At 59.7% G+C, this 19,805-nt stretch carries 17 protein-coding genes; 7 read left to right on the top strand and 10 right to left on the bottom strand.

Going from position 1 to position 19,805, the window contains the following annotated elements; genetic code table 11:
* Nucleotides 1–47: 47 nt before the first annotated feature.
* From LOY43_RS01410 to LOY43_RS01400, 3 genes are all read right to left on the bottom strand, one after another.
* On the bottom strand, nt 48–794 hold the full coding sequence (locus LOY43_RS01410; protein WP_034151909.1) for a 2OG-Fe dioxygenase family protein: 747 nt from the start codon (nt 792–794) through the stop codon (nt 48–50).
* A 232-nt stretch (nt 795–1,026) separates the two neighbouring features.
* The gene (locus LOY43_RS01405) at nt 1,027–2,349 is read right to left on the bottom strand and encodes an OprD family porin (RefSeq protein ID WP_220557336.1); all 1,323 of its coding nucleotides are present in this window, start codon (nt 2,347–2,349) and stop codon (nt 1,027–1,029) included.
* A 297-nt stretch (nt 2,350–2,646) separates the two neighbouring features.
* Nucleotides 2,647–3,315, bottom strand: coding sequence for a DsbA family protein (locus tag LOY43_RS01400; protein WP_258709095.1), 669 nt, complete (start codon nt 3,313–3,315; stop codon nt 2,647–2,649).
* Between the two features lie 255 nt (nt 3,316–3,570).
* Between LOY43_RS01400 and LOY43_RS01395 the strand changes: the two genes are divergently transcribed.
* Nucleotides 3,571–5,664: a TonB-dependent siderophore receptor gene (locus LOY43_RS01395; protein WP_258709094.1), complete on the top strand. Its 2,094-nt coding sequence runs from the start codon at nt 3,571–3,573 to the stop codon at nt 5,662–5,664.
* Nucleotides 5,665–5,850: 186 nt separating this feature from the next.
* Here LOY43_RS01395 and LOY43_RS01390 read toward each other — a convergent pair whose 3' ends face one another.
* The 4 genes from LOY43_RS01390 to LOY43_RS01375 form a co-directional block, all read right to left on the bottom strand.
* Nucleotides 5,851–6,063 (bottom strand): hypothetical protein, encoded by a 213-nt coding sequence (locus LOY43_RS01390; protein WP_095047131.1) that lies wholly within the window; start codon nt 6,061–6,063, stop codon nt 5,851–5,853.
* A gap of 246 nt (nt 6,064–6,309) precedes the next feature.
* Entirely contained in the window at nt 6,310–7,416 is a 1,107-nt protein-coding gene (gene aguA / locus LOY43_RS01385; RefSeq protein WP_095047130.1) for an agmatine deiminase, read from the bottom strand.
* 5 nt (nt 7,417–7,421) lie between these two features.
* Nucleotides 7,422–8,300, bottom strand: coding sequence for an N-carbamoylputrescine amidase (gene aguB, locus LOY43_RS01380; protein ID WP_095125287.1), 879 nt, complete (start codon nt 8,298–8,300; stop codon nt 7,422–7,424).
* A 211-nt stretch (nt 8,301–8,511) separates the two neighbouring features.
* Nucleotides 8,512–11,424: an aminotransferase gene (locus tag LOY43_RS01375; RefSeq protein WP_258709093.1), complete on the bottom strand. Its 2,913-nt coding sequence runs from the start codon at nt 11,422–11,424 to the stop codon at nt 8,512–8,514.
* A gap of 166 nt (nt 11,425–11,590) precedes the next feature.
* On the opposite strand from LOY43_RS01375, the gene rfbC reads away from it, so the two are divergent.
* The 4 genes from rfbC to LOY43_RS01355 are packed head-to-tail and all read left to right on the top strand — an operon-like array spanning nt 11,591 to nt 15,821.
* The gene (gene rfbC, locus LOY43_RS01370; RefSeq protein WP_095047128.1) at nt 11,591–12,136 is read left to right on the top strand and encodes a dTDP-4-dehydrorhamnose 3,5-epimerase; all 546 of its coding nucleotides are present in this window, start codon (nt 11,591–11,593) and stop codon (nt 12,134–12,136) included.
* Nucleotides 12,137–12,178: 42 nt separating this feature from the next.
* Nucleotides 12,179–13,987: an ATP-binding protein gene (locus tag LOY43_RS01365; RefSeq protein WP_095047127.1), complete on the top strand. Its 1,809-nt coding sequence runs from the start codon at nt 12,179–12,181 to the stop codon at nt 13,985–13,987.
* Nucleotides 13,984–15,369: a sigma-54 dependent transcriptional regulator gene (locus tag LOY43_RS01360; RefSeq protein ID WP_095047126.1), complete on the top strand. Its 1,386-nt coding sequence runs from the start codon at nt 13,984–13,986 to the stop codon at nt 15,367–15,369. Before LOY43_RS01365 ends, LOY43_RS01360 begins: the two co-directional genes overlap by 4 nt.
* Nucleotides 15,366–15,821, top strand: coding sequence for a YiiD C-terminal domain-containing protein (locus LOY43_RS01355; RefSeq protein WP_095047125.1), 456 nt, complete (start codon nt 15,366–15,368; stop codon nt 15,819–15,821). The genes LOY43_RS01360 and LOY43_RS01355 overlap by 4 nt, the downstream gene beginning before the upstream one ends.
* Nucleotides 15,822–16,026: 205 nt before the next feature.
* Here LOY43_RS01355 and cysQ read toward each other — a convergent pair whose 3' ends face one another.
* Both cysQ and nudE read right to left on the bottom strand, forming a co-directional pair.
* Nucleotides 16,027–16,854 (bottom strand): 3'(2'),5'-bisphosphate nucleotidase CysQ, encoded by an 828-nt coding sequence (gene cysQ, locus LOY43_RS01350; protein ID WP_220557332.1) that lies wholly within the window; start codon nt 16,852–16,854, stop codon nt 16,027–16,029.
* Between the two features lie 11 nt (nt 16,855–16,865).
* Complete coding sequence (gene nudE, locus LOY43_RS01345; protein ID WP_034151897.1) at nt 16,866–17,432, bottom strand: ADP compounds hydrolase NudE; 567 nt, start codon at nt 17,430–17,432, stop codon at nt 16,866–16,868.
* Nucleotides 17,433–17,520: 88 nt separating this feature from the next.
* On the opposite strand from nudE, the gene yrfG reads away from it, so the two are divergent.
* A complete protein-coding gene (gene yrfG, locus LOY43_RS01340) occupies nt 17,521–18,183 on the top strand; it encodes a GMP/IMP nucleotidase (RefSeq protein ID WP_258709092.1) in 663 nt (220 codons plus the stop codon).
* A gap of 100 nt (nt 18,184–18,283) precedes the next feature.
* Here the strand turns inward: yrfG and lysM are convergent, their stop codons facing one another.
* Nucleotides 18,284–18,724 carry a peptidoglycan-binding protein LysM gene (gene lysM / locus LOY43_RS01335; RefSeq protein WP_095047122.1) on the bottom strand — a complete coding sequence of 147 codons (441 nt, stop codon included), beginning with the start codon at nt 18,722–18,724 and terminating at the stop codon, nt 18,284–18,286.
* 138 nt (nt 18,725–18,862) lie between these two features.
* Between lysM and LOY43_RS01330 the strand changes: the two genes are divergently transcribed.
* Nucleotides 18,863–19,750, top strand: a complete 888-nt coding sequence (locus tag LOY43_RS01330; RefSeq protein ID WP_095047121.1) for a LysR family transcriptional regulator — start codon at nt 18,863–18,865, stop codon at nt 19,748–19,750.
* The last annotated feature ends 55 nt before the right edge of the window (nt 19,751–19,805 follow it).

The following is a 19,805-nucleotide window of genomic DNA, read 5'->3' as shown; positions in this document are numbered from 1 at the left end:
GCACCACCGGCGTCGAGCACTCGACGCCGTCGATTGGGGTGATCTGATTAGCGAACAATGTCGAAAGCGGTCCCGGGCCGCGAGAAGGAGATCGCCAGAATCTGCCGGTACGCCATCGCATGGGTGTGCGTGTTGCGGGCCGGGGTCACGTAGTGGCGCATGTCGCGATCGAGGAAGTAGGTGGTGTCGAGAATTTCCTGGTAAGTGGTCGACGCCAGTTGATGCTCGTGGATGTCGTACAAACGACTCTCCGCGCCCTCGACATTATTGCGGCCCCAGAAGTGCACACCGCTGAACGGATAGCCGTCGCAGTGAATGCCTTCGGGGGTGATTTCCAGTTGCTTGCCGGGTTTGATTTCGATGCGGATCTGATGGATCTGGCACTGCCAGATTTCATCGTGCAGCTCTTCCGGCAGTACGCTTTTGTACACTTCGAAATCGGTGTCGATCAGGCTGCGCATCACCGGTGAAGTAATTACTTCATCGGAGAAGTCCTGAAAGTGTCGTACCAGGCCGCCAACATAGGCGTTGTTCTCTTTCGACTGCACGTAGGCGCGATGCTCGAGTTGCTTGAGCTCGCGGGTTTTCGGGTTGTACTCAAAGTCGCTGTAACGACGGTAACGCATGCCGGCTTCGGCCTGACCGTAGTAGCTGTCAGGCTCCATGTTTTCCCAACTTTTGGTCAGTCTGACGAAGTCGGCAAAATGACCGTAGAGATTGAAGTCACCACCCTGGACGTTGACATATTTGTCGCGCCGTAGCGATTCGCCCACTTCTCTGTTCAAAACGATCATTACCAAATTCTCCGCTGCGTTGAACGGCCTAATCTATTGGGTGGAGAATTTGCGTCCATGAGAAAGAATTTCAGGCATTTAAAGCACTGTTTGAAACGGCGTTTGCAGGCGCTTAAAAACAATTTTTACATGACAAAAACTCGGGTTTTTTCCGGTTTTCATCGAATAACCGTCGAAAAAAAACCCCGAACCAGTCGGGGTTTTTCTCATGTTTCTTACACTGGATCAGGCATCAGAAGATGTTGATCGGGTAATCCACGAAAACGCGCAGTTCGTTACCGCTGACGTTGTACTCGCTGGATTTCTGCGAAACACGCAGGATCGAGCTGCGCAGTTTCACGCTCAGGTCTTTGGCCGGGCCAGACTGCACTACGTATTTGAACTGGTTGAAGATCTCACGCTCGGTGCCGCCTTCGCTGGTGGACGTGGTGATGTTGTCGCCACGCACATAAGCGAAGTTGTAGCTCAGGCCCGGTACGCCGAATGCGCCGAAGTCGAGGCCGTAGCCCAACTGCCAGCTGCGCTCGTCTTCAGCGTTGAAGTCCGACCAGTAGGAGTTGGCCAGGTAGATGGTGTTGCCGCCATCGCCGACACGCTGCTGATCTTTCTGGTAGCCGCCGTAGGCGTAGCCCAGGTTGCTGTCGCCAGTGGAGCGCTGGTGCGCCACGGTGAACGAGTGCGGGCCGGTGGCGAAGGTGGCTGCCAGGCTCCAGATCTTGTTGTCCTGACCGGTGACGATGCTTTTGCCAGGCACGGTGTTTTCGCGCACGTAGGAGCTGTCCAGCTTGGTGCGATAGCCGTTGAAGTCCAGGGTCAGCGACTGATCCTTGTTGAACGGCAACACGTAGTTGGCGTTCACGTATTGTTTCTTCAATACGTCTTCGACGTCGGAAGCGTAGAGCGCGCCTTTGAAGTTTTCAGTGAACTGGTAGCTACCGCCCAATACGTTGATCGACTTCAGACCACCGCTGTCACGGCCTTCATCGCTTTTGCGCGATTCAGCGGTGAAACGACCGGCGTTCAGTTCCAGGCCTTTGATCTCTTTGGAAGTGATCAGGGTACCGGTGTAACTTTCCGGCAGCAGGCGCGAGTTGTCGTAGTTCAGCACCGGCAGGGCCGGCATCTGGTCGCCGTAGGTCAGCACGGTGTTGGAGAAGCGAAACTTCACCGCCGCGCCGGCCTTGGCCAGGTCGTTGGCCGCACTGCCGTTGTGGCCTTCCTGATAGCTGTTTTCTTGCTTGAAGAAGTCGATACCACCGGCGCCGCTACGGCCCTTGCCGCCGTCCAGACGCAGGGCGTACAGACCGAAAGCGTCGACGCCGACACCGATGGTGCCTTGAGTGAAACCGGACGAGAACGTACCGATGGCCGCTTGGCCCCATTCGGCCTTGTCGTCGTTACCGTTTTTGTAATCACGATTGATGTAGGCATTGCGCAGCAGCACTTTGAGGCTGCTGTCTTCAACAAACCCCTTGGACTCGGCCTGGTCGTTAGCCATGGCCTGAGTGGCACTCAACATCCCCAGTGCGATCAGACTGATTCGCTTGTTCAACATTTTGTTTTCCTTATTACGGGTTGAAACGCGCTGTGTCGAACGGCGGAAACGGCGCTTTTGCACTCTTTTATTCACCCCGAAACAAAAAGGCCCGCCCACGATAATGTGATGGCGGGCCTGCTCCTTATTTTGAGTCATGGCGGTTGGCCACAGGCGTTGGGCCGAATCGTAGCCGTGCCCTGAACAATGTGTCAATTTCAAGAATCGTCTTTAAATAGGCGAAAAACGTCTAAGAAACGTAAATTTTGCGCTGAGTCCTTGCTGGGAAATGCACGCAACCAGTGAATCCCGTGCGTATCACGCACAGCCGTCGATAGAACAAAACGCAGAGGCTTTACCTGGCTCATCGAGCACGATGGCTTGTCTCAACCAATCGGCAAAAGCCTGCGGCTTGCCCAGCCAGGGACTGATGTCGACCAACTGGAATGTGCCGTCCTGCTCCAGAGCCATGGTCGGAAAACCCTGACCGCCCAATTGCGCCAGAAACCGGCGACTGGCTTTTATATGGCTCTCGCTGTCAACGGACTCCAGCGCAACGTGGAAATCTGCCTGTGCATAGCCCATCTGCATCGCCAATTCCAACAGCACGGCTGAATCGGCAATGCGTCGCCCTTCCACATAGTGCGCCGTCTGCAACCGCCCCAGCAGGCGCAAACCGCCGCCGTCGATGGCTTCAGCCGCCATGACCGCAGCAATCGCTGGCGTCGAATCGAACACCGCTGAGTGATCACGCAGCAAACCTTCGAAATAGGCCTCACCAAAAGGCTGGCCGGTGTACTCGGCAATGCGTCGGTCATGGGGCATGACGTAATTGCGCAATTGCGGGGAAACACGCTGGCGATTGGCACCACTCATCATTCCGCCGGCATGGGCATTCACCGGCAACACTGACTGTGCCGCTTCCACCAGCGGCTTGGCGCCGTAACACCAGCCACACAGCGGATCGTAGATGTAGTGAAGAATCATGGAAAAACTCCGGGAGAAAGTCAGGAAAATCGATGGCGGCAGATTAGTCCTCGCACTCTTGCGGAAAAACGCCGGAATGGCTTTCAGTCTGTTTCATGAATCGGTCGAATGATTCGTTCAGCCAGATTGTGCCGATCAGGACACAAATTGAAACAATCAGCCAAGGGAACTTATAAGGAATAGTTAACGGAAGTAAATGCAAAGCATTACCATTCGCGCGATCGAATTCTTCCACCCTTTCGGATGCGCTGTTCAATGCCTGCCCCGTCCCGTCTTACGCCCGCCACCCTTGGGCTTTCTGCTTTTCTGTCCAGCGGTTTTGCCTACTCCGCGACCGAGTTACCCGCCACCGCAATCAGCGCCGAAGCGCAAGCCGATGACCCTCGGGTGAAGCTCAGCAGCACCGCGACTCGGACCTCGACGCCCGTACGTTATGTGCCGCAGGCGATCGATTCGATCAAGACCTCGAACGTCGCCAGCTACGGCACCAATGACATCGGCGACGCGTTGAGCGGCATGCCTAACGTCAGCAGCAGCGCCGACACCCGTTTCGACAGCCTGCGCATCCGCGGCTTCGACGCGAGCAACGATTTCTATCTGGATGGCATCCGCGACGACAGCCAATACAAGCGCGACTTGCACAATATTGAACGCGTCGAAGTGCTCAAAGGCCCGGCCGCCGTACTGTATGGCCGTGGCAGTCAGGGCGGGATCGTCAACCGCGTGAGCAAAATGCCCGAGTTCGGCCGGCGCTCGACTATCGAAGCCCAGGCTGGCAGCGAAGATTTGCGCAGTCTTTACGCCGACCTCAGCAGCGACCCGAGCGAAAACATTAGCCTGCGCCTGAACATGGGCAACATGGATGAAAACAGCTTCCGCGACGGTGTCAGTGGCAATCGCCAGTTGTTCGCGCCGTCGATGAGCTGGCAACTGACGCCGGACCTGAACTGGCTGGTGCAGTACGAATACAGCCGCTACAACCGCACCCCGGATCGCGGCATCCCCGGCATCAACGGGCGCCCGGCCGATGTCGGGCGCGATACGACCTACGGCAACGATCACGATTTCATCGACGACAAGTCGCAATCGCTGCGTTCGAAACTCACTTATGAAATCAATGACAACTGGCAACTGCGCCAGACCCTCGGCGTGTTCAAGCTCGACAGTGATTTCGACAACACCTACCTCACCGGTTACACGCCGGCGACCAACAAGGTCACGCGCCAGCACTGGCAGCAGGATCTGACCACTCGCAACGTCTATAACAACGTTGAACTTGAGGGCGGATTCGATACCTTGGGCCTTGAGCATCGCCTGCTCACTGGCATCGAGATCGGCAGCCAGCGCCGCGACCCGACGCTGTACAACGCGGCCTCTGGCAGAACCCCGGGCGCGCAGCCCGTACCGTCGCTCGACCTGTACAACCCGAACCGTGATCTGCGCCATACCGGCAGCATGCAGGTCTCCAGCAGCAGCCACACCGAAGTCGAAAGCCGTGCGGTATATGTGCAAGATCAACTGCGCTTGAACGATCAATGGCAAGTGCTCGCCGGTCTGCGTTACGACACTTTCGATATCGAGTCGACCAACAAACTGCGCAACATCTCCGAAGACCGCGACAGCCACAGCACCAGCCCGCGCGTCGGCCTGGTCTGGACGCCGCTACAAAACCATTCGTTCTACGCCTCGTGGTCGAAGACGTTTTCGCCGGTGGGCGGTGGCTTGATCGGCATCACTCCGGGTGCGGCCGGCAACACCAACGACCTCAGTCCCGAGCTGACCAAGCAGAAAGAAATCGGCGTGAAAAGCGACTGGTTCGATGACCGCTTGAGCACCACGCTGGCGATCTACGATCTGGAACTCTACAACCGCCGCACCACTGATCCAAACGATCCGACCCTGACGGTGATGTCCGGTCTGCAGCGCTCGCGCGGGATCGAATTGACGGCCACCGGCAATCTCGTCGGCAATTGGTACATGCGCGGTGGCGTCGGTCTGCAGGATGCGAAGATCGAGAAGGACAACAACGGCCTGGAAGGCAAACGCATCAACAACGTTGCCAAGCATAACGGCAGCCTGTTCCTGACCTGGAAACCGGAAATGGGCTGGTACGGCGAAACCGGCCTGACCCTGGTTGGCCAACGCTATGCCGATAACGCCAACACCACCGTGTTGCCGGGTTACGGCCGCTGGGATGCCCTGGTCGGTTACCGCTTCAAGGATTGGGATTTACGCGCGGCGCTGAACAACATCACCGATCGTGAGTACTACGCGTCGGCGACCAGCCAGTATCAGATTCAACCGGGTGCGCCACGTAGCGTCGTAATGACCGGCACCTACAGCTTCTGATTTCACACCAATCCTGTGGAAGCGAGCCTGCTCGCGAAAGCGTCGGATCAGTCGGCATCTTCGTTAACTGATCCACCGCTTTCGCGAGCAGGCTCGCTCCCACATTGATTGGGTGTGTACAAAATAGCCGTGCATAAAAAAGCGCCGCCATCCCGGCAGCGCTTTTACCAATCCCTGTTGTGCTTCTTATCCTTCCATCACAGCCCACAATGCTTCCAGTTCGGCCTCGCTGAACAGGCCAGCGGGGTAACGCTCGATCATCATCCGGCGCGGATCAGGTTCCCTGATCTGACGCGTTCCATTGGACTTCAACCAGTGCGCGACAATCTGGAGCGATTCGCCGTTAACGGCCACGGGATGCAACGTCCGCTCGCTGACTACGTTCACTTCGGCGTTCATTTCAGCGCTCTCTCCCCGTTCGTGAGCGGCTACGTTATCCAAGGTTTATGACAGAACTGTTGAAGTTCTCCCCCCTCCCTAGTGCACGGGTGATGAATACAAGAGCTATGCCAATGTTTCTTAGTTGTCGACAAGCGGATACAAAGAAGCCCGCGGTCCTGTCGGGCTGCGGGCCTCAGTTGATGCATAGCGAGCTAATCATTACCCGGCTGATTTGTTAATCAACTCAAGGTGTTACGACTCAACTCACTCTTTGTGCGGCGCGGGTTGCTGTTGGGTAAGGCAATGGATATTGCCGCCACCCAGTAACAGTTCGCGACCCGGCACCATCACCACTTCGTGCTGCGGGAACAGCTTCTGCAGGATTTCCTTGGCCGGCGCGTCCATTGGATCGTCGAAGCTCGGCGCGATGATGCCGCCGTTGACGATCAGGAAGTTCACGTAGGAACCAGCCAGGCGCACAGACGGATTGCGTTCCTGCGTGCCGTCCACCGGGTCGACACCGGCGCACTCTTCTTCAGTCGCGTAAAGCGGCCCCGGAATCGGCATTTTGTGCACCGTGAACGGGCGACCCTTGGCGTCAGTGCTGCTTTGCAGAACTTTCAACGCAGCCTGGCAGCGCGGGTAGTTCGGATCCTGCGGATCGTCGGTCCACGCCAGCAGCACTTCGCCCGGACGCACGTAGCAGCAGAAGTTATCCACATGGCCGTCGGTTTCGTCGTTGAACAGACCGTCCGGCAGCCAGATGATTTTATCCACAGACAGATTGGCGCTCAGTACCGCTTCAATCTCTTCGCGGCCCAGGTGCGGGTTGCGATTGCGGTTGAGCAGGCACTCTTCGGTGGTGATCAGCGTGCCTTCGCCGTCGACGTGAATCGAGCCGCCTTCAAGCACGAAACCTTCAGTGCGGTAACGCGGGCTGCGCTCGATCTCGAGGATCTTGCCGCCGACCTGCGAATCGCGATTCCACGGCGAGTACAGGCCGCCGTCGAAGCCGCCCCAAGCGTTGAAGTCCCAGTTCACACCGCGCACTTCGCCGCTATTGTTGATGACGAAAGTCGGGCCGCTGTCGCGTACCCAAGCGTCATCGCTGGACATCTCGACCACGCGGATATTCGGCACGTCGAGGCGCGCGCGGGCGTTTTCATACTGGCCAGCGGACACGGCCACGGTGACCGGTTCAAAACGCGCGATGGCCTTGGCCACCGCAGCATGTGCAGCTTGCGCCGGTTTGCCGCCCAGACGCCAGTTGTCCGGGCGCTCGGGCCAGATCATCCAGGTCTGCGTTTGCGGCGCCCACTCGGCCGGCATGTGAAAGCCGTCGGCGCGCGGGGTACTTTTCAAAGTTGTCATCGGGATCAGGACTCCAGGGAACCGTCGAGGGTTTTCAACGCGCCGTACAGGTTCGGACGGCGGTCACGGAATGAACCCCACGCGCTGCGAATGTGTTCGAGCTCGTCGAGGTTAAAAGTGTGCACAAGAATACCTTCTTCGGTTTTATTCAGCTCCTGCACTTTTTCGCCGAACTGGTTGGCGATGAACGAAGAGCCGTAGAACGTGATGTCGTAGCCGTCCTGTTCTTCGTTGCCGATGCGGTTGCTGGCGATCAGCGGCATCAGGTTGGCGCCGGCATGACCCTGTTGCACGCGCTGCCAGTGATCGCGCGACGAAATGGTCTTGTCGTGCGGCTCGCTGCCGATCGCGGTTGGGTAAAACAGAATCTCCGCGCCTTGCAACGCCATGCTGCGTGCGGCTTCCGGGAACCACTGATCCCAGCAAATGCCCACGCCGATTTTTGCGTAGCGGGTGTTCCACACTTTGAAACCGGTGTCGCCGGGGTTGAAGTAATACTTCTCGTGGTAGCCCGGGCCGTCAGGAATATGGCTTTTACGATAAATCCCGAGGTTGCTGCCGTCGGCGTCGATGATCGCGATGCTGTTGAAACGCGCGCGGCCGGCCAGCTCATAGAAGCTGATCGGCAGCACCACTTGCAGCTCTTTGGCGACTTTCTGGAAATGTTTGATCGCGACGTTTTCTTCCACCGTCGTCGCCAGTTGCAGATAGTCCGGGTTCGGCTTCTGGCAGAAGTACGGCGCCTCGAACAGCTCCTGAATCAAGATGATCTGCGCGCCTTTAGCGGCGGCTTCACGCACCAGCCTTTCAGCGATTTCGAGGTTGGCTTCCAGATCCCAGGAACAGGCCATCTGAGTGGCGGCAACGGTAACGATACGGCTCATGAATCATCTCCGGGCAAGTGCTTTGGCGGTCGAAAATTCGACCGAAAAGAAAAACGCGCGCGCCGGACATGAGATCGCCATGCCGGAGCAATGGCGACTTTATAGCCGATAAATATCGGCTTTAGAAGCTTGTTAAATGCCTTTCGTCTAAATAGATTCAATAAAAGCCGATACAAATCGAACTATTGTCGCACTTCCTGTAGGAGCTGCGTTATAGGCCCTCGGTGAGGACTCGGTCGAGCATGTCGACAAAGAAATCCACACTCTGGCGCGACGTCACCATCGGCGGTTTGATCTTGAGAATGTTCAGATCATCCCCGGTCGGCTGCATGAAAATCCCCAACTCACGCAAGCGATCACACAGCAACACCGTCTCCTCGGTCGCCGGCTCCAGCGTCTCGCGATTGCGGATCAGCTCAAGTCCCAGATAGAACCCGGAACCGTGCACCGCGCCCACCAATGGATGTTTATCGATCAACGCTTCCAGACGCGCCTTGAAGTGGCCACCGACCACCTGCGCGTTCTCCCAGAGCTTTTCTTCTGCCATGACATCGAGTACCGCCATGCCGATCTGACAACTGACCGGACTGCCGCCCGCCGACGAGAAGAAATAGCCCTCGGCCTCCAGCGCCTCGGCAATTTCCCGTCGCGTGATCACCGCGCCCAGCGGTTGACCGTTGCCCATGCCCTTGGCCATGCAGATGATATCCGGCACCACACCCTGCTCTTCAAAGCCCCAGAAGAAGTGGCCCATGCGCCCGTAACCGACCTGCACTTCGTCGGCGATGCACACGCCGCCCTGCGCGCGCACCAGCGCGTATACCTGCTGGAGATATCCCGGCGGCAGCGAGATACCGCCGGCATTGCCATACACCGGCTCGCAGATAAACCCGGCCAATTGGCGCTTCTGCTCGGCGAGTTTTTTCAGGTGATGCTCAACGCTGCGCACGTAATCCGGCGCCGAGTCGAGACCGCGGAACTCCCCGCGATAAGTGTTTGGCGCAGGCACCGGATGCACCCAGTCCGGGCGGCTTTCCAGGGCTTTCGGGTTGTCGGCGATTGACGTCGATACCGCATCGGCGCCGACCGTCCAGCCGTGATAGGCCTCAAGCACGCTGATCATGTCGCGCCCGCCGCTGTAGGCCCAGGCCAGACGAATCGCCAGGTCATTGGCCTCGCTGCCGCTGTTGACCAGAAACACTCGATCCATGCCTTCCGGCGCCAATTTCAGCAAGCGCTCGGAAAACTCCGCCACCGCCGCATAGTTGAATCGCGAGTTGGTGTTGAGCAGCGACCACTGCCGAGCGGCGACCGCGGCCATGCGCGGGTGACCATGACCGAGCACCGCCACGTTGTTGAGCATGTCCAGATAGGAGCGACCCTGCATGTCGATCAGATGATTGCGCCAGCCGCGTTCGATGCGCGGCGGGTCGACGTAGTAGTGTTTTTGCGTGCGAGCGAAACTGGCGTCTCGGCGTTCGAGCAGGGTTTTCGCGTCCAGCTCCGGCTCGGCATCGCAGGCCAGACCCAATAATGCGGCCGGCGAAGGACACAGCGCCTGCCACGCCGCTGCATGCGCCGGGGTGCAAAACAACGGCGCATCAATCTGCGCGCCCCGGCACAACTGCACCCGCAACGGGCCGCTGACCGCGCCCAGCACCTGGCCTTTGACCAGCGCCGCGCCGCTGTGCAGCGAAGGTGTCACGCCCCACAGGCGCACGCTGAGTTGCGGGCCATCCAGTTGCAGCACACTGTCTGCTGGCTGATGCACGACGCCAGCGAACGGCGCTTCCACGGCGGTACCATCGGGCACGCGCAATTCCACGTGCAGCGGGAAGGTATCCGGTTCAACGGCGCTGTCGGGACGGGTGCGCGACAAACGGTACTGACCATAACGGCTCGCCGCCAAACCATGCGCCGTCGCCGCTTCGTTCAACAGGTGCTGATCGATGCCGGCCTGCTCCCAGTTGCCGGCCTCGAAATGCGGACTCAGTACACCGAGATCGATCAGCGCAAATTCACGTCCGACCAGACCGGGCAGCAAGGGCGCAAAACCTTCGCTATCGATCACCGGCAATGCGTGACCGACGGCGGTGAGGATCGCCGCTTCCATCAGTGCCTGTGGCACCGATGTCGCTACGCGGAAGATTTCCCACTCATGGCTTAGGTTGTCACGGCTGTAGGTATTCGCGGGGTCGATGCTGACCTGTTGCTCGCCACTGAGTACCAACACCGCCGCGCGCGCGACGATCAATGGCCACAGCGCCTGCAGCTCTTCATGTTGCAGCGGGTTGACCGCGTGGTAGGCCTGCACGGCCGGCAAGATGACAAACGGATCGCCACCGGCGTGATGCAGCAACGCCGCACAGGTCACCGACAGATCGGTGATGCGCCAGGTGCGCACCAGATCGCCAAAGTCGATCACGCCCTGCAACTGCCAGTGACGCAGGGCATCGCGCGCCCAGACGGCGTTGTCGTCGGTGATGTCCATGTGGATCGCCTGCACCGGCAGCTTGGCCTGCAACGGCTGCAAACGGCGCTCGGCCTGTTCGGCCGCATCGGCAATCACTGAGCGTTGCTGCTCATCCTTGATCACCGGCAGCAGATGGCTGATCAGGGCACTGGCGTGACGGGCATCCCACTGCAACGTGCGCTCAAGGCCCGGGTGATCGAACCCGGCCAGCGCCAGATCCATCTCACCGCAGAGCCGGCCAAACCCCGCCACCACGTCGCGCCCCAAGTGTTCGAGATGCGTGAGCGGCTGGCCCTCGATGTAATCCAGCAGCCGCACATGGACGGCCTCGCCGCCGACCTCGAGTGACAGCAGATCCTCGCCGTTATTAGCCGCGATCACCCGCGGCACCGTCACCGCCGAGTGCTCGGCCAGATACTTGAGCCCGGCATGCTGGGCTTGCAGCTCCACCAGAGCGTAATCGCCACGGCAGATTTTCAGCACGAACCGCCCACGCGGGCTGTCGACGCGGTAATTGAGATCCTGCTGACTGCCAAGAGCCTGCAACGTGCCGCTGAGCCCGTAATGCTCCGCCAGCCATTGCCGGGCCTGCTCGGCAGAAACCTGCGGGCTGGGCAAACTGGCGCGATGAATCAACGTGGCGAGCGGCATGAAACGACCCCTTAAATGTTATTAGGCGCCTATATCGCCATTGCTGGACGGGATCCGCAACCCCCAACCGCGCAAAGGTATACGGGCTATTTGTCTTGCAGCACTCGCACCCTCCGGCACTTCGCGCAAGAATGTTCGCCATTCACACCTGCCTATGGAACTCCCCATGAATGTAATCACCACCGACCTGCCCGGTGTCCTGATCATCGAACCGAAGGTGTTCGGTGACGAGCGCGGCTTTTTCTACGAGAGTTTCAATGCCAAGGCGTTCCAGGACGCTACCGGTCTGGACACGCAATTCGTTCAGGACAACCACTCGCGCTCGCAAAAAGGCGTACTGCGTGGCCTGCATTACCAGCTGCAAAACACTCAGGGCAAACTGGTCCGGGTAACTGTCGGTGAAGTACTGGATGTCGCCGTGGACATTCGCCGCAGCTCGCCGCACTTCGGAAAATCGGTGGCTGTGCGCTTGTCGGCCGAAAACCATCGTCAACTGTGGGTGCCGGAAGGTTTCGCCCATGGTTTCGTGGTACTGAGCGAGTTCGCTGAATTCCTCTACAAGACCACTGACTACTACGACCCAGCGTCCGAGCGCAGCATTCGCTGGGATGACCCCGCGCTGGGCATCGACTGGCAGCTGGACGAAGCGCCGAAGCTGTCCGCCAAGGATCAAGCCGCAGTGCTGCTCAAGGACGCTGACGTCTTCGCCTGAGCCTAGGCATAATGCGCCTGACATCTCAGGCGCATCCGGCTCATGAAACCAACCCTCCCCCGCAGACCCCGCTGGCGCAGCCTCGCGCTGCTGGCCCTGTGTCTGGCGCCGCTGCTGTGGCCGCTGGAACATCTCGCCGAGCGCTATTACCGCAGCGAACTGGCCGGACAGAACCGCCAGACCCTCGATCTGTACGTCGCCAACCTGCTGGGCACCCTGCACCGCTATGAAGTGTTGCCGCAAATTCTCGGCGACCTGCCGGCCTTGCGCGCGGTACTCGGCGCGCCAGACGACGGCGTCAGCCAAGGCAATGCCAATCGCCTGCTGAAGAACATCGCCGCGCAGACCGGCGCCGAAGTCATGTACCTGATGGACACCAGCGGGCAGACGCTGGCGGCGTCGAACTGGGACAAACACGATAGTTTCGTCGGCCGCAATTTCTCGTTCCGTCCGTACTTCAGTGAAGCCATGGCCGGACGCCTCGGACGCTTTTTCGGTCTCGGCACGACCTCGGCCAAACGCGGCTACTTCTTCGCTGCCGCCGTGCGCAACGGCGAAAAAATCATCGGCGTGCTGGTGATCAAGGTCGACCTCGACCACACCGAAAGCCTGTGGGGCAAAACTCCGGAACAACTGCTGGTGACCGACCATAACGGCGTGGTCATCCTCACCTCGCGCCCGGAATGGCGCTTCCGTTCGACCCGTAACTTGAGCGACAGCGAACGCTCGGCGATCACCGCCATCCAGCCTTACCCGACCCGCGAGCCGCGCCCCCTGAACCTCAGCCCGACTGCGTGGCTGATCCAGACCCACGACATCGCCGAAACCGGCTGGAGCGTCAGCATCCTCGCCCCGCGCACGCTGATCGACCGTCCAGTGCGCACCGTGGTTGCCATCGGCGGCGCCACGCTCCTGGTGCTGATGCTGTTGCTCGGTCTGATGATGCAGCGCCGTCGGCATTATCTGGAACGCATCGCGTTCGAGGCCAAGGCACGCCGTGAACTGGAAGGCCGCGTGGCGGAACGTACCAGCGACCTCGAAGGCCTCAACCGGCGTTTGAAGGAGGAAGTGCTGGAGCGTGAACAAGCCCAACAGGAACTGGTGCGTGCCCAGGATGACCTGGTCCAGGCCGGCAAGCTGTCGGCGCTCGGGACGATGTCAGCGAGCATCAGCCACGAACTCAATCAGCCGTTGGCAGCGATCCGCAGCTACGCGGAAAACGCCGAAGTGCTGCTCGATCATCAGCGCACCGACGATGCGCGCGGCAACCTCAAACTGATCAGCGAACTGACCGGGCGCATGGCTTCGATCATCGCCCACCTGCGCGCGTTTGCCCGCCGCGATCGCCACGCGCCGGAAAGCGTTGCCCTGCAACCGGCGCTCGACGATGCCCTTGCCCTGCTGGCCAAGCGTCGCCGGAGCATGGAAGTCGAGCTGATCCGCGATCTGCCCGCCGCCACGCTGTGGGTCGAGGCCGGGGAAACGCGCCTGCGTCAGGTGCTTGGCAACCTGCTGGCCAACGCCCTCGACGCCCTCACCGAGAAAGGTCCGCCGCGCAAACTCTGGCTGAGTGCCGAATCCACCGCCGAAGGCGTCAATCTGTACATTCGCGACAACGGCCCGGGCTTTTGCATGGAAGCCCTCGGCCGCGCCAGCGAGCCCTTTTACACCACCAAGACCCGCACTCAAGGCCTTGGCCTGGGGCTGGCCATTTGTGAAACGCTGATGCGCGCCTTCGGCGGTGAACTGTCGTTCGCCAACCACAAGCAAGGTGGCGCCTTGATTACCCTGCGGCTGCGCGCCGGTGCGCCCGGGGTCAGCCTGCAACCGTCCGAGGATCGAAGTGCATGACCATCGACAATCGCATTCAGGTGGTGTTGATCGACGACGATCCGCACCTGCGTCAGGCCCTCGGCCAAACCCTGGATCTGGCCGGCCTGAAAATTCTGCCGCTGTCCGAAGCCAAAGGCCTGGCCGCACAGCTTGAGCGTGACTGGCCGGGTGTGGTGGTCAGCGATATCCGCATGCCGGGCATGGACGGTCTCGAATTGCTCAGCGAACTGCACGCGCAGGATCCCGAACTACCGGTGTTGCTGATCACCGGCCACGGCGATGTGCCGCTGGCAGTGCAGGCCATGCGTGCCGGCGCTTATGACTTTCTTGAAAAACCTTTCGCCAGCGATGCGCTGCTCGACAGCGTGCGCCGCGCCCTGGCCTTGCGCCGACTGGTGCTGGACAACCGTAGCCTGCGGCTGGCCCTCAGCGATCGCAATGAACTGAGCGCGCGGCTGGTCGGCCATTCGACCCCAATGCTGCGCCTGCGCGAGCAGATCGGCGCGCTGGCCGCGACCAAGGCTGACGTGCTGATCCTCGGCGAAACCGGCGCCGGTAAAGAAGTGGTCGCCCGCGCCTTGCACGATTTATCCAGCCGCCGAAACGGCCCGTTCGTCGCGATCAACGCCGGCGCCCTTGCCGAGTCGGTGGTGGAAAGTGAACTGTTCGGTCACGAACCCGGCGCGTTTACCGGCGCGCAAAAACGGCGGATCGGCAAATTCGAATTCGCCAATGGCGGCACATTGTTTCTCGATGAAATCGAGAGCATGAGCATGGATGTGCAGGTGAAGTTGCTGCGCATGCTGCAAGAGCGCGTGGTCGAGCGTCTGGGTGGCAATCAACTGATCCCGCTGGACATCCGCGTCATCGCCGCGACCAAGGAAGACCTGCGTCAGGCCGCTGACCAGGGCCGTTTCCGCGCCGACTTGTATTACCGCCTCAACGTCGCGCCACTGCGCATTCCGCCACTGCGTGAGCGCGGTGAAGATGCGCTGGTGCTGTTCCAGCATTACGCCGATGAAGCCAGCGCCCGCCACGGTTTGCCGCCCCATGAACTGCAACCGGCGCAACGCGCCTTGCTGCTGCGCCACACCTGGCCGGGCAACGTACGCGAACTGCAGAATGCCGCCGAACGTTTCGCCCTCGGCCTGGAACTGGCGCTGGATAACGCTGACGTCGAGGGCGGTGGCAGCACCACGGTCGAAGTCATCAATGGGGGGCTCAGCGAGCAGGTGGAAAATTTCGAGAAATCGCTGATCGCTGCTGAACTGGCGCGCTCCCACAGTTCGGTGCGCAGCCTCGCCGAAGCCTTGGGCATTCCGCGCAAGACCCTGCATGACAAATTGCGCAAGCATGGCCTCAACTTTGGCGATAGCAGCCATGGGGACGAGAACGAATGAGTACAGACAGTCGCTATCTGGAATCGGTCCTGCATCACGATATCCCGCTGACCCGAGACATGGGCCTTAAGGTGCTCGACTGGCATGAACAGCAACTGAGCCTGCATCTGCCACTCGACCCGAACGTCAACCACAAGAGCACGATGTTCGGCGGCAGTCTTTACTGCGGCGCGGTGCTGGCCGGTTGGGGCTGGTTGCATTTGCGTCTGAAAGAGGAAGGAATCACCGACGGGCACATTGTGATTCAGGAAGGGCAGATCAGTTATCCGCTTCCGGTCACCGGGGACGCTACGGCGATTTGCCCGGCGCCTGATGCGAAGGAGTGGAAGAGGTTTCTGGCGATGTATCGGCGTTATGGGCGGGCGCGGTTGACGTTGAACACGCGGATCGTCAATGCGGGTAGCGATGAGGATGCCGTGAGATTTACCGGGCAGTACGTTTTGCACCGGTAAAGATCAAGAGCCCCTCACCCTAACCCTCTCCCCGAGGGAGAGGGAACTGACCGAGGTGTCTTGCGTTATACATCGACCTGAAAGACCGCAGCGATTGTGGATTCAGCAAAGCTCGACCAGGTCGGCGCTACTCTCAAATATCCCGCGATCAGCTCCCTCTCCTGGGGGAGAGGGCTGGGGTGAGGGAGATTTCGGATCAGCCCACTTAACCGCGAGCCAACTCCAACAATCTGGAACGCCAGGCCGCCTTGGCCGGCAATGCCAAAAAGAACTCATTGAGTAGCGATTCCCGCGCCGGGTAACAGAACGCCTCCCCGCGCAGATCCAACACCTCACCGCCTGCACCTTCCAGCACACCTTGAGCCGCCGCCGTGTCCCACTGCGAAGTCGGCGCCAGTCGCGGATAGCAATCCGCCGCGCCTTCAGCCAACAGGCAGAATTTCAGCGAGCTGCCAATATTGGCCAGTTGCAACTCGCCCAGACTCGCACTCAAGCCGGCGAGCAAACGTTCCTGCTCGGGACTCGAATGGCGACGGCTGGCGACCACGGTGAACGCCTCGCCCGGCCCCGGTACATCGCGCACCTGAATCGCAACCGGCGTGCCGCCCTTGTCGCAACGCCAGGCACCGAGGCCTGCGCCGCCAACGTAGAAACGACCATTGGTCGGCATCGACACCACGCCGAACACCACGCGGCCGTTTTCGATCAGCGCAATGTTGACGGTGAACTCTTCGCTGCCGCTGATAAATTCCTTGGTGCCGTCCAACGGGTCGACCAACCACCAGCGCTGCCAGCCGGCGCGCACGCTCTGAGGGATGTTGGCGTCTTCTTCCGACAACACTGGAATGCTCGGGTCCAGCGCCGTCAGCCCGGCGAGGATCAGGTGATGCGCGGCCAGATCCGCCGCCGTCACGGGCGAGTCATCGGACTTGGCCGTGACCTCAACGCCGGCGCGCCAGAATGGCAAAATCGCCTGGCCGGCCTGCAATGCCAGCTCAACGACCGGCGCCATCAACGGGTGGGGAAACGTCATCGATATCTCACTCATGCTGGAAAGAACCCGCGCTCGGTCAGCAGATCGCGGGTCAGATACAGTGCAGCCAACGCACGGCCTTCGGAAAACTGAGGGTTGAGCGCCAACGACGACAGTTCGCGCAGGTTCACTTTGTCGACACGCATCGGCTCAGGCTCGTCGCCTTCGAGACGTTCCTCGTACAAATCAGTCGCCAGGACCACCTGAATCTTCTGGCTCATGTAACCGGGCGACAGCGACAGCTCGGTCAGATGTTCCAGTTGCCGCGCGCCAAAACCGGCCTCTTCCTTGAGCTCACGCTCGGCTGCGGCCAACACATCCTCGCCCGGTTCGATCAGACCTTTGGGCAAGGACAATTCGTATTCGTCGGTGCCGCCACAATACTCTTCGACCAACACCGCGTGCTCGGCATCCAGCATCGCCACGATCATCACCGCGCCGTAGCCCGCACCTTTACCAACCAGACGTTCGTAAGTGCGTTCCACGCCGTTGGAAAAGCGCAGCTTGAGTTCTTCGACGCAAAACAGACGGCTGGTGGCGACGATCTCGCGGGCAAGTACGGTGGGTTTCTGGCGCATGCAAAGCTCCTTGGCGTGAACGCGCTACTATAACGCGGCTTTCCCGATTGTTTATGTCGGATATCTTTCTACCGTTCGAGACGTTGCCATGCCTTCATTACCGTGGTCCGACATCGATACCGTTCTGCTGGACATGGACGGCACGCTGCTGGATCTGCACTTCGACAATCACTTCTGGCTGGAACACCTGCCCCAGCGTTACGCCGAACTGCACGGGGTCAGCCGGGCCATGGCCGAAATGGAATTGCAGCCGCTGTTCGAACGCCATGCCGGCCAGTTGCAGTGGTATTGCCTGGATTTCTGGAGTACCGAACTGAAGTTATCGGTGCGTGAACTGAAGCTGGAAACTGCGCACCTGATTGCCTTGCGGCCAGATGCCGATACCTTTCTGGAAGCGATCAAACGCGCCGGTAAGCGGGTGATCATGATCACCAACGCGCACCGCGATTCACTGTCGCTGAAGCTGGAGCGGATTGAATTGGCACCGTATTTCGAGCGGTTGATCAGCTCCCACGATTACGGTTTCCCCAAGGAGAATCCGCAGTTCTGGGATGCCTTGCAGGCGGACATCGGCTTTGATCCGGCGCGCAGTCTGTTCATCGACGATACCTTGCCGATTCTGCGCAGTGCGCGGGATTTTGGTGTGGTGCATTTGTTGGCGGTGAAAGAGCCGGACAGCCGCAAGGGGCCGAAGGACACGGCGGAGTTTGCGGCGGTTGAGGATTATCGCAGTTTGATTACAGGACTTTGATCTTTGTAGGAGCTGCCGAAGGCTGCGATCTTTTGATCTTGTTTGGAAAAATCAAAATCAAAAGATCGCAGCCTTCGGCTGCTCCTACAAAGGTGTTGTTTTACTCAGGAATACGCAGTGTCTGCCCCGGATAGATTTTGTTCACATCCTTGAGCATCGGTTTGTTGGCATCGAAAATTTTCTGATACTTGTTGGCATCCCCGTACACACGCAGAGAAATCGCGCTGAGGGTGTCACCCGACTTGACCACGACAAATTGTGCAGCAGTGACAACTGGGCCAGTCACGGTGATCTGATCATCAACACTGCCAACCCCGGCAATGTTACCCACCGCCAACAGAATCTTCTCTTTCTCTTCCTGACTCGCGACTTCACCGGTGACGGTCACTTTGTCGCCGTCCACCGTCGCCTGCACATTCGGATTGCCCAGGCCGACCTTGCTGATGTGTTCCTTCAACTGCTCACTGGCATTGGCGTTGCCCGGGGTCAGCAGATCGATCAACTTCTCACCGGCTTCTTTAACAAAACTAAAAAGGCTCATCGTGGTTCTCTCCATGGAATAAAGGTTCAGTCGTCCAAGCCTAGACCACCGCAGACAAACCCGGTTCCAAGCCGACCAATGACCCTGCCACCGCGCAAGCGGTAGAATCTGCCACCCCTGCCAGCGCCTGGAGCGAAGATGGACATCAAGCAGCTGAAATTCCTCATCGCCCTCGACGAAACCCGCCATTTCGGCCAGGCCGCCGCGCGTTGCCATATCACCCAGCCAACGCTGTCGATGCGCCTGCGCAGTCTTGAAGAAGAACTCGACCTGCCACTGGTCAACCGTGGCCAGCGTTTCGAAGGTTTCACCGCGCCGGGCGAGCGCGTGCTGGCGTGGGCGCGCTCGGTGATGGCGGCTTATGACGGTTTGCACGCGGAAGCGGCGGCGTGTCGCGGCAATCTGATCGGCACGCTGAGGCTGGGCGTGGTGCCGCTGTCGAGTTTTGATCCGCTGCCGTTGATGCAACGCCTGCACAGCGCCCACCCGAATCTGCGCTTTGAAATGTCGGCACTGAGTTCTGAGCAGATCCTCGAGCATCTGGCGAACAACCGAATCGACATCGGTGTTTCTTATCTCGACCGCCTGGATCACGAACGTTTCGAATCACTGGCATTCGACGAAACCCGCATGGGCCTGCTGTACGACCAGCGCACTTTTACCTTCGGTGAAGCTCCGCTGAGCTGGGAATCGCTGATCGAACTGCCGCTGGGCATGCTCACCAGCGGCATGCATTTTCGCCAGTCCATCGACCACAACTTCCACAGCCGCGGCCTGACTCCGCAACCGTTGCTGCAAACCGACGCCGTGCATCAATTGTTACAAGCAGTACACGGCGGCTTTTGCTGCGCGATCATGCCGCTCGACGGCGGCCTGGAAAAACTCACCGACCACCTGCGCCTGCAACCCATCGAAAACGCTCAAACCCTCGCCCCGCTGGGCCTGATCATGCGCCGTGGCGCCCCGCGTTCAGCGTTAGCCGAGGCCTGTTTCGCGCTGTATCAGAAATCGCCAACGGTGCCTTGATCGACGGCCTCTATCGATAGATCGACACTAGCGATTAGACGCGACAACTTGCCGC

It is taken from the genome of Pseudomonas sp. B21-041 (genome assembly GCF_024748675.1).
GTDB lineage: Bacteria > Pseudomonadota > Gammaproteobacteria > Pseudomonadales > Pseudomonadaceae > Aquipseudomonas > Aquipseudomonas neuropathica.
Note: the sequence above shows the minus strand (reverse complement) of the source record. Positions and strands in the feature narration are given on the sequence as shown.

Coding starts and splice junctions, on each gene's coding strand:
- aguB (WP_095125287.1), bottom strand. CDS start 8,300: ATGAGCCGTATCGTTACCGTTGCCGCCACTCAGATGGCCTGTTCCTGG.
- LOY43_RS01400 (WP_258709095.1), bottom strand. CDS start 3,315: ATGATTCTTCACTACATCTACGATCCGCTGTGTGGCTGGTGTTACGGC.
- nudE (WP_034151897.1), bottom strand. CDS start 17,432: ATGCGCCAGAAACCCACCGTACTTGCCCGCGAGATCGTCGCCACCAGC.
- cysQ (WP_220557332.1), bottom strand. CDS start 16,854: ATGACGTTTCCCCACCCGTTGATGGCGCCGGTCGTTGAGCTGGCATTG.
- LOY43_RS01365 (WP_095047127.1), top strand. CDS start 12,179: ATGAAACCAACCCTCCCCCGCAGACCCCGCTGGCGCAGCCTCGCGCTG.
- yrfG (WP_258709092.1), top strand. CDS start 17,521: ATGCCTTCATTACCGTGGTCCGACATCGATACCGTTCTGCTGGACATG.
- LOY43_RS01395 (WP_258709094.1), top strand. CDS start 3,571: ATGCCTGCCCCGTCCCGTCTTACGCCCGCCACCCTTGGGCTTTCTGCT.
- LOY43_RS01410 (WP_034151909.1), bottom strand. CDS start 794: ATGATCGTTTTGAACAGAGAAGTGGGCGAATCGCTACGGCGCGACAAA.
- LOY43_RS01405 (WP_220557336.1), bottom strand. CDS start 2,349: ATGTTGAACAAGCGAATCAGTCTGATCGCACTGGGGATGTTGAGTGCC.
- lysM (WP_095047122.1), bottom strand. CDS start 18,724: ATGAGCCTTTTTAGTTTTGTTAAAGAAGCCGGTGAGAAGTTGATCGAT.
- LOY43_RS01330 (WP_095047121.1), top strand. CDS start 18,863: ATGGACATCAAGCAGCTGAAATTCCTCATCGCCCTCGACGAAACCCGC.
- aguA (WP_095047130.1), bottom strand. CDS start 7,416: ATGACAACTTTGAAAAGTACCCCGCGCGCCGACGGCTTTCACATGCCG.
- LOY43_RS01390 (WP_095047131.1), bottom strand. CDS start 6,063: ATGAACGCCGAAGTGAACGTAGTCAGCGAGCGGACGTTGCATCCCGTG.
- LOY43_RS01360 (WP_095047126.1), top strand. CDS start 13,984: ATGACCATCGACAATCGCATTCAGGTGGTGTTGATCGACGACGATCCG.
- LOY43_RS01375 (WP_258709093.1), bottom strand. CDS start 11,424: ATGCCGCTCGCCACGTTGATTCATCGCGCCAGTTTGCCCAGCCCGCAG.
- LOY43_RS01355 (WP_095047125.1), top strand. CDS start 15,366: ATGAGTACAGACAGTCGCTATCTGGAATCGGTCCTGCATCACGATATC.
- rfbC (WP_095047128.1), top strand. CDS start 11,591: ATGAATGTAATCACCACCGACCTGCCCGGTGTCCTGATCATCGAACCG.